General features: G+C 63.4%; 8 protein-coding genes. 2 read left to right on the plus strand and 6 right to left on the minus strand.

Going from position 1 to position 7,970, the window contains the following annotated elements; translation table 11 throughout:
* Window positions 1-463, minus strand: a 463-nt coding sequence (locus tag EN935_RS13660) for a gamma-glutamyl-gamma-aminobutyrate hydrolase family protein (RefSeq protein ID WP_164771118.1), incomplete at its 3' end; no start/stop codon positions are given.
* 265 nt (window positions 464-728) lie between these two features.
* On the opposite strand from EN935_RS13660, the gene EN935_RS13665 reads away from it, so the two are divergent.
* Window positions 729-1,838 carry a TRAP transporter substrate-binding protein gene (locus EN935_RS13665; RefSeq protein WP_127264757.1) on the plus strand — a complete coding sequence of 370 codons (1,110 nt, stop codon included), beginning with the start codon at window positions 729-731 and terminating at the stop codon, window positions 1,836-1,838.
* Between the two features lie 119 nt (window positions 1,839-1,957).
* Here the strand turns inward: EN935_RS13665 and EN935_RS13670 are convergent, their stop codons facing one another.
* From EN935_RS13670 to EN935_RS13690, 5 genes are all read right to left on the minus strand, one after another.
* Complete coding sequence (locus EN935_RS13670; protein WP_127264756.1) at window positions 1,958-2,332, minus strand: VOC family protein; 375 nt, start codon at window positions 2,330-2,332, stop codon at window positions 1,958-1,960.
* A 364-nt stretch (window positions 2,333-2,696) separates the two neighbouring features.
* Window positions 2,697-3,725, minus strand: coding sequence for a zinc-dependent alcohol dehydrogenase family protein (locus EN935_RS13675; RefSeq protein ID WP_164757743.1), 1,029 nt, complete (start codon window positions 3,723-3,725; stop codon window positions 2,697-2,699).
* Between the two features lie 19 nt (window positions 3,726-3,744).
* Window positions 3,745-5,526: a TRAP transporter large permease subunit gene (locus EN935_RS13680; protein ID WP_109665686.1), complete on the minus strand. Its 1,782-nt coding sequence runs from the start codon at window positions 5,524-5,526 to the stop codon at window positions 3,745-3,747.
* Window positions 5,526-6,110: a TRAP transporter small permease subunit gene (locus EN935_RS13685; protein WP_127264754.1), complete on the minus strand. Its 585-nt coding sequence runs from the start codon at window positions 6,108-6,110 to the stop codon at window positions 5,526-5,528. Before EN935_RS13685 ends, EN935_RS13680 begins: the two co-directional genes overlap by 1 nt.
* 188 nt (window positions 6,111-6,298) lie before the next feature.
* Entirely contained in the window at window positions 6,299-7,204 is a 906-nt protein-coding gene (locus EN935_RS13690; protein WP_127373376.1) for a branched-chain amino acid ABC transporter permease, read from the minus strand.
* A gap of 151 nt (window positions 7,205-7,355) precedes the next feature.
* Here EN935_RS13690 and EN935_RS13695 point away from each other — a divergent pair, with 151 nt between their 5' ends.
* Window positions 7,356-7,967: a CGNR zinc finger domain-containing protein gene (locus tag EN935_RS13695; RefSeq protein WP_109665696.1), complete on the plus strand. Its 612-nt coding sequence runs from the start codon at window positions 7,356-7,358 to the stop codon at window positions 7,965-7,967.
* Window positions 7,968-7,970 lie beyond the last annotated feature (3 nt).

The following is a 7,970-nucleotide window of genomic DNA, read 5'->3' on the forward strand; positions in this document are numbered from 1 at the left end:
GGTGGATGGCGAAGCGTTCGTCCTGTTTGTCGCTCACCGGCGCGCGGTGGTCGAGCGAACCTTCGCGCTCCTGGATCTCGGTGCCCAGCGTGCCGCCGAGCGCCACGTTCAATTCCTGGATGCCGCGGCAGATGGCGAGCAGCGGCACGCCGCGTTCGATCGCCCGGCGAATCAGCGGCAGCGTCGTGGCGTCGCGCGCCGGGTCATAGGGGCCATTGGCTTCGCAGGCATCGCCGCCATAGAGCGATGGATGCACATTGGATTTCGAGCCGGTGACCATGACGCCGTCGACTGACGACAGAAGTTCGTCGAAGTCGAGCCGGTCGCCAAACGATGGCACCAGCAGCGGGAACACGCCGGCGCCGGTGATCGCCGCTTCCAGATATTGCTGCGGGGCGGCATGCCAAGTGTAGTTGTCGAACTGACGGACGTCGGTCGATATGGCGACGAGCGGCTGATGCATTTTGGCTCTGTGTTCCATCTGGGCAAGGGATGTCCTGCCTCTAAAATAGGCGATCCCTGGTTATTTTTCCATGCCAAGTTTCAGCGTGTCGCATGGGCCACGAAACGGCCTGTTAGACTATAGTTGCAGGGCAGCTGGGCTTCGCTGTCAAATCGGGCCGGCGTGCTGGACTCGACTTCTTGCCTGTGTATTGTCTCGAACGAACCGACACGGAAACCGAGGATTTCCCGTACGTCGGTCTGTTGATCCAAAAGGGAGGAACTTCATGGATCGTCGTTCATTCATTCGCAAGGCCGGTGTCACCGGCGTCGGTGCCGCAGCGGCGACGGCCACGCTGGCGGCGCCCGCAATAGCCCACTCCAATCCCAAGGTGACGTGGCGGCTGGCGTCGTCCTTCCCGAAGTCGCTCGACACCATCTATGGCGGCGCCGAGGTATTTTCCAAGATGCTGTCGGAAGCCACCGATGGCAATTTCCAGATACAGGTCTTCGCCGCCGGCGAGCTGGTGCCGGGCCTGCAGGCGGCCGACGCCACCACGGCCGGCACGGTCGAGGCCTGCCACACGGTGGCATATTATTACTGGGGCAAGGACCCGACATGGGCGCTCGGTGCGGCCGTTCCCTTCTCGCTCAACGCGCGCGGCATGAATGCCTGGCACTACCATGGCGGCGGCATCGACCTGTTCAACGAGTTTCTCGCCACGCAGGGCCTTTTCGGCCTGCCGGGCGGCAACACCGGTGTGCAGATGGGCGGCTGGTTCCGCAAGGAGATCAACACGGTGGCTGACCTTTCCGGCCTCAAGATGCGTATCGGCGGCTTTGCCGGCAAGGTGGTGCAGAAGCTCGGCGTCGTGCCGCAGCAGATCGCTGGCGGCGATATCTATCCGGCGCTGGAAAAAGGCACCATCGACGCCGCCGAATGGGTCGGCCCCTATGACGACGAGAAGCTCGGCTTCTACAAGGTCGCGCCCTATTACTATTATCCCGGCTGGTGGGAAGGCGGCCCGACCGTCCACCTGATGTTCAACAAGGCGAAATACGACGAGCTTTCGCCGACGTACAAGTCGCTGCTGCGCACTGCCGCGCAGGCTGCCGACGCCAACATGCTGCAGAAATACGATTATTTGAACCCTGCGGCGGTGAAGCGGCTGGTGGCTGGTGGCGCGAAACTGCGGCCGTTCAGCCAGGAGATCATGGCCGCCTGCTTCGAAAAGGCCAACGAGGTCTATGCCGAAATGGAAGCCTCCAACGCCCCGTTCAAGAAGATCTGGGAATCGATCAAGGGGTTCCGCAAGGAGCATTATCTCTGGGCACAGGTGGCCGAATACAATTACGACACCTTCATGATGGTCCAGCAGCGCAACGGCAAGCTCTAGAGCAATTCCAGGAAAAGTGCGCAGCGGTTTTCCGTCCGGAATTGCGTCAAACAAAGAGATAGAGCAGCCCATCGCCTTCATCCAAAGACCCCGGGCCTGCTCGCCCGGGGTCTTTCTTTTCAGGCCGGCGAGGAACTGACCTCGACCAGTATTCCGCCCGGCGCGTGGCAATAGAAGGTCGTCGAGCTGACGCCGCCGCGCGTCAGCTCTTGCACCTCGCCAGGCGCGAAGCCCGCATCGGCAAGCTCGGCCTGTTTTGCATGCACGATGTTCGGTTTGCCGACGAGGAAGCCGATGTGAAAGCCGCCGGGATAGCTGGCGGTCCCTCCCTTGCCCGGAATCATCAGGTTGAGGATGAAGCCATCGGTCCCGCGCAGCACGGCTAAAGCATCCTTGCCGCGCACAGCGAGAAGCTCGAAGCCGAAATGGCTGGTGAAGAAGCCGGCAAGAGCCGTGACTTCTGGCGTAACGAGATTGGCGTGGTTCAGTTTCATGGTCGTTGTCCTGTCGCGGGTTGAAATGCGGACAGGCTTGGCTGCAGACCGTGAACCGGTGGGCCGTGGCATCAGGAAATCCGGACATGACCCAACCGGCCCACGGGCTTTCGCCTCGCTTGCCGGCCGCGGGTTCTCCCGCAAATCATGCGGTGAACAGGCTTCCGCCAAACATGATCCCGAAAAGTGGCGTCCGGTTTTCACGGACAAACGGTTTCCGTTTGTCCAGAGATCATGCTCGAAAAACAGAAACGGAAGAGACCGGACTACCGGACCGGTCATGTCTTTTTCGGCGCGCCCCTAATAGCCGATCAATGGGTTGCCGGCAAGCATGCGCGCAAGGCCGGATGACGGCCCGGGCAGCTCAGTCTCGGCGCGGCACCACCAGCACCTTGACCTCGCCGGGCGCCGGTGGATTGGCGACTACTGCCGCCGCGTCTTCAAGTGGCACCTGCCTGGAGATCAACCTGTCGATCTCGATTGCACCCGATGCAATGAGTTCGGCGGCGCGGCGATGGGTGTAGGGATTGAGGAAGGAACCGAGCACTTTCAGTTCCCGGAACAGCAGGTCGAAGGGCTCGAATTCCGCTTTCATGCCTTGCGGCGTCACGCCGACGATGACGACCGTGCCACCGGCGCGGGCCAGCCGCATCGACTGCTCGACGGTCTCTCGCACGCCCGCGCATTCGAAGACGACGTCGACACCACCTGGCACCAGACCGGCCGGTCCGGCGATGGCCTTGACGACATCGGCGGCGGTCGGATCGACCGTCACTGTCGCGCCGAAATCCCTAGCAAGGGCGCGCCGCGAGGCTTGCCTGGTCGACAGGATGATGGTCGTGGCCCCGGCCAGTCTTGCCAGTTGCACGGTGAGCAGGCCGATTACGCCGCCGCCAAGCACGACCACCGAGCTGCCCGGTTTGATCCCGGCAAGGTCCACGCCATGCAGGCAACAGCCGAGCGGCTCGCAGAAGGCACCATGTGTCGGCTTCAGATCGGCGGGAAGGACAAAAGCCTGCTTCTGCGGCAAGGCAAGATAGTCGGCAAAACCGCCATCACGATGGATGCCGATGGCGCGCAGATTGCTGCAGAGGTTGACCCGCCCGGCGTGACAATGCGCGCAACGCCCGCAGGCAATGTTGGGGTCGCCGGTGACGCGATCGCCGACGGCAAAGCCCGAGACGGATTTGCCGATCGCTTCGACGATGCCGGAAAACTCATGGCCGGGCGTCACCGGCGGCGTGCACGGGAATTCGCCGTGAAACAGATGCCGGTCCGTGCCACAGACACCGCAGGCTTCGATCCGCACCAGAAGCTCGTCCGGTCCGATGTCAGGCCTGGCGACGTCGCGCAGCGCGATGCTGCCCACCGCCTCAAGCCTCACCGCTTTCATCATCGTCGCCATGGCGGTCTCAGTTGAAGCTTGGTGGCTGCGACAGGTCCGGCTGTGGCGCTGCCGGCTTGGCCGGCGGCGCGTCGCCGAAACTCGGCGGTTGCGAAAGGTCAGGGGCTGCCGGCGCCGTGCCGCCACCAGCAGGTGCTGCACCATCCGCCGGCGGCGTACCGAGCGGCGACAGGCCGGGCACCTCCGGCACCTTGTAGTCGATGGTGCCCGGATCGACGGTCGTTCCCTTGTAGTGCATCACCATTTGCGGGAAGGTGATGGTCAGCCCGATCATGATCACCTGGATACAGACGAAGGGCACCGCGCCCCAATAGATCTGTCCGGTGGTGACCGGCGCGATCTGTTTGCCGGTGAGGCGGTCAAGATAGGGCACGCGGGCGGCCACCGAGCGCAGGTAGAAGAGCGCGAAGCCGAAGGGCGGGTGCATGAAGCTGGTCTGCATGTTGACGCCCAGAAGCACGCCGAACCAGATCAGGTCGATGCCGAGCTTGTCGGCGGCCGGCGCCAGCAGCGGTACGATGATGAAGGCGAGCTCGAAGAAGTCGAGGAAGAAGGCGAGGAAGAAGACGAGAATGTTGACGCCGATGAGGAAGCCGACTTCGCCGCCCGGCAGCGAGGTCAAGAGGTGTTCGACCCAGATGTGGCCGTTGACGCCGTAGAAGGTCAGCGAGAACACCCGCGCGCCGATCAGGATGAACAGCACGAAGGACGACAGCCGCGTCGTCGAGGTCAGTGCCTGTTTGACCACGTCCAGCGACAGCCGGCCCTTTGCCGCCGCCATGATCAGGGCGCCGACAGAGCCCATGGCGCCGCCCTCCGTCGGGGTGGCGATGCCAAGGAAGATGGTGCCCAGCACCAGGAAGATCAGCGCCAGCGGCGGGATCAGCACGATGATCACCTGCTGGGCCAGCCTGGACATCATGTTGAAGTTCAGGCCCTTGTCGGCGATCGCCACGATGTAGATGAAGAGCACCCCGGCAGTGGCGCCGAGAATGTCGGCATTGTCGCCATGTGCCGGCGCGAGATAGCGATACGCCGCGTAGGAAATCGCGACCGTGACCGCCAATGCCACCAGCAAGGACATGACGCCATGGCCGAGCGTGCGCGCCTCCAGCGGCAGCGCCGGCACCATTTTTGGCCGGAAGATCGAAACGATCAGGATGTAGAGCGCGTAGAGGCCGGTCAGGACGAGACCGGGGATCAGCGCGCCGGCATACATGTCGCCGACCGAGCGGCCGAGCTGGTCGGCGAGCACGATCAGCACCAGCGAGGGCGGGATGATCTGGGCAAGCGTGCCCGACGCGGCAATGACCCCGGATGCCAGCCGGCGGTCATAACCATAGCGCAGCATGATCGGCAGCGAGATCAGGCCCATGGCGATGACGGAAGCCGCCACCACGCCGGTGGTCGCCGCCAAAAGCGCGCCAACGAAGATCACCGCATAGGCGAGGCCGCCGCGGATCGGCCCGAACAGCTGGCCGATCGTGTCGAGCAGGTCCTCGGCCATGCCCGATCGCTCGAGCACGATGCCCATGAAGGTGAAGAACGGAATGGCCAGCAGCGTGTCGTTCGACATCACCCGGCTGCCGTAGAAATTATCCGGCAATGCGTGCAGGAGCGGCCAGGCGAGGTTGATCGATCCGCCGGAATAGGGCGACAGGAGCACGCCGATGAAAAAGAACATCAAGCCGTTGGCGGCCAGCGAGAAGGCGACGGGATAGCCGATCAGCAGGAAGATGATCAGCGAGGCGAACATGATGGGCGCCATGTTCTGGGCGATGAACTCCATCACGAGCGCACCTCGTCGGCCAGCGCCTTGGCTTCGAGCTCGGCCTGCTCATGTGCCGATATGAAGGGATTGGGGTCGTCCATGTCGCCGCGCATGATGGCGATCTTCTTGATGATCTCGGAGATGCCCTGAAGCGCGAGCAGGAAAAAGCCGACGAGCAGGATTGCCTTGGCCGGCCAGATGATCAGCCCGCCGGAATTGTTGGACATCTCGCCGCTGCGAAACGACAGCGATACATAGGGAACGAAATAGACCACCATCAGCGTCACGAACGGCATCAGGAAGAAGACATGGCCAAAAAGGTCGATCCAGTGCTGCACGCGGCGTGGGAACAGGCCGTAGACGATGTCGATGCGGATATGTTCGTTCTGCTTCAGTGTATAGGCGGCGGCCAGCATGAAGGCGGCGCCGAACAGATACCACTGCAACTCGAGCCAGGCGTTCGAGGATATGTCGAAGACCTTGCGGATGATGGCGTTGGCGGCGCTCACCAGGATCGCCAGCAGGATCAGCCACGACACCCATTTGCCGATGAATTCGTTGGTGCGATCAATGGTCCTGGATAGAGCGAGCAGCCCTGCCATGCATTCCTCCCTTGTACCGGAGGCGTGCCGGCTTCCCCCTTCTTGTCCGTCACGCCGCGTGGTCCAACGGTATGCCGCGCGTGGACTGACGGGTCAACAAGGATAGAGGCAGCAAAATATCGTTGCTTGGCAGGCAGTGCCGTATACCGGCGGTCTGCCCCCGCGTCATGCAACCAAAGTCTGATGGCTCAGGCGAGCTTGCCGGTGTCGCGGCCGGCGCCGATCAGTATCAGCGTGGCGACCAGGAACAGATACATCCACGCATCACGCCATTCGACCGGGAAATAGCCGGCCCACAGCGATTCGGCCATGCCGAAGGCGGCCGCGCCCAGCGCCGCCCGTGGCGGTGACAGATAGCCGCCGACCGCCGTCACGAACAGGATCTTCAACCCGTAGACGAGGCCCGAGCCGAAGCTGACATTGCCGTAATAGAGGCCGGCCATGACGCCGGCCAGCGCTGCGCAGAAGCCGCCGAACAGGACCGCATGCCGGAACACCGCGCGCACGTCGACGCCGCACATCGCCGCCGCCTTGGGGTCGTCGGAGACGGCGCGCCAGCGCCGGCCGAAGCTTGAGCCGGCAAACGCCCAGCTGGCCAGCGCGATTGCCGCCAGCGCCACCGCGCAATCGATGAGTTGGATGAGCGTCAGCGTTGCCTTGAAGGTCGTGCCCTGCGCGAAAACGACGGGCTGCGCCAACATAGGCGGCAGCCACAGATCATGCGTGTCGGCAGCGATGCGGCTTGCCTCCGACAACAGCAGCAATATGCCGAGCGTCGTCACCACGATCGCATTGGGTGTACGGTCGGCCAACGGTTCGAAGACGCTGCGCGACAGCACGTGGCTGATCAGCGCGGCATAGAGGAAAGCCGCGACGACGCCGAGCGCCACCGCCGCAAGCAGTGTCAGCCACAGCACTTGATAGCCGAAGGCTGCGGTCAGGATCATCGTCTGGCCGCAAAAGGCGAACAGCGCGCCATAGGCGAGGTTGGTGCGGTGCAGAATGCCGTTGGTCAGCACATAGCCGAAGGCGAGCAACGCGTAGAGCGCGCCCGAATGCAGCCCGTTCAGCACCTGCTGGAAGAAGTAGAGCATGCGAAACCCTCGGAGCATGTCGCCCAAAAGTGCAAAGCGGTTTTGGGACAACGACACGCTCAAGACAAAGGCTGCGGAGTCCGCGCCCGGCAGAGAACCTGCATCGCTGAATCTAACTTGTCAAATGCGATTTATCGGTTAGATTTCAGGCATGACGGTATCCTGGACCCCGCACCGCTTCACCGGCGGCCTGCTTGCGCTCGACACGGCGAACACCGTCGTGCTGCGCGGCGATCCGGAGCGGACCTTCGACCGTTTCGATGATCCGGCCGAGATTGCCCGCTTCGCCGATGCGGCGAGCCGCTTTCGCGCCGCCGAGCTTGGCGACAGGCCGCTGGCTGCACCGTCACCGGAGACGATCGCACCCGTCGTGCTGTCGATCCGCGAGGCGACGGACCGGCTGTTTCGCGGTGCCGTGTCGACGGGCGCGGTTGTCACCACCGATCTGCCGGGGTTCCTGAGAGCCTGCGCCGAGGGTCTGGCCGGCAGCCGGACCGAGATCGGTGCGCCGGGAAGGCCGTTCGGTGATCCCCTGACGCCGATCGCCTTCGAGGCGGCGTTGGCGGTTTCGGCACTGTCGCTGCTGCGCGACGACACCGTCGCAAGGCTCAGGATCTGTCCCAACTGCACCTGGCTGTTCGTCGACAGAAGCCGCAATTCCAGCCGCCTTTGGTGCGACATGGCGGTGTGCGGCAACAGGCAGAAGGCAAGTCGTCACTATCGTCGCCGCCGCATGGCGGAAAATGAGGTCAAGGATGTCTAGAGG

Source organism: Mesorhizobium sp. M7D.F.Ca.US.004.03.1.1 (assembly GCF_003998635.1).
Taxonomy (GTDB): Bacteria; Pseudomonadota; Alphaproteobacteria; order Rhizobiales; family Rhizobiaceae; genus Mesorhizobium; species Mesorhizobium loti.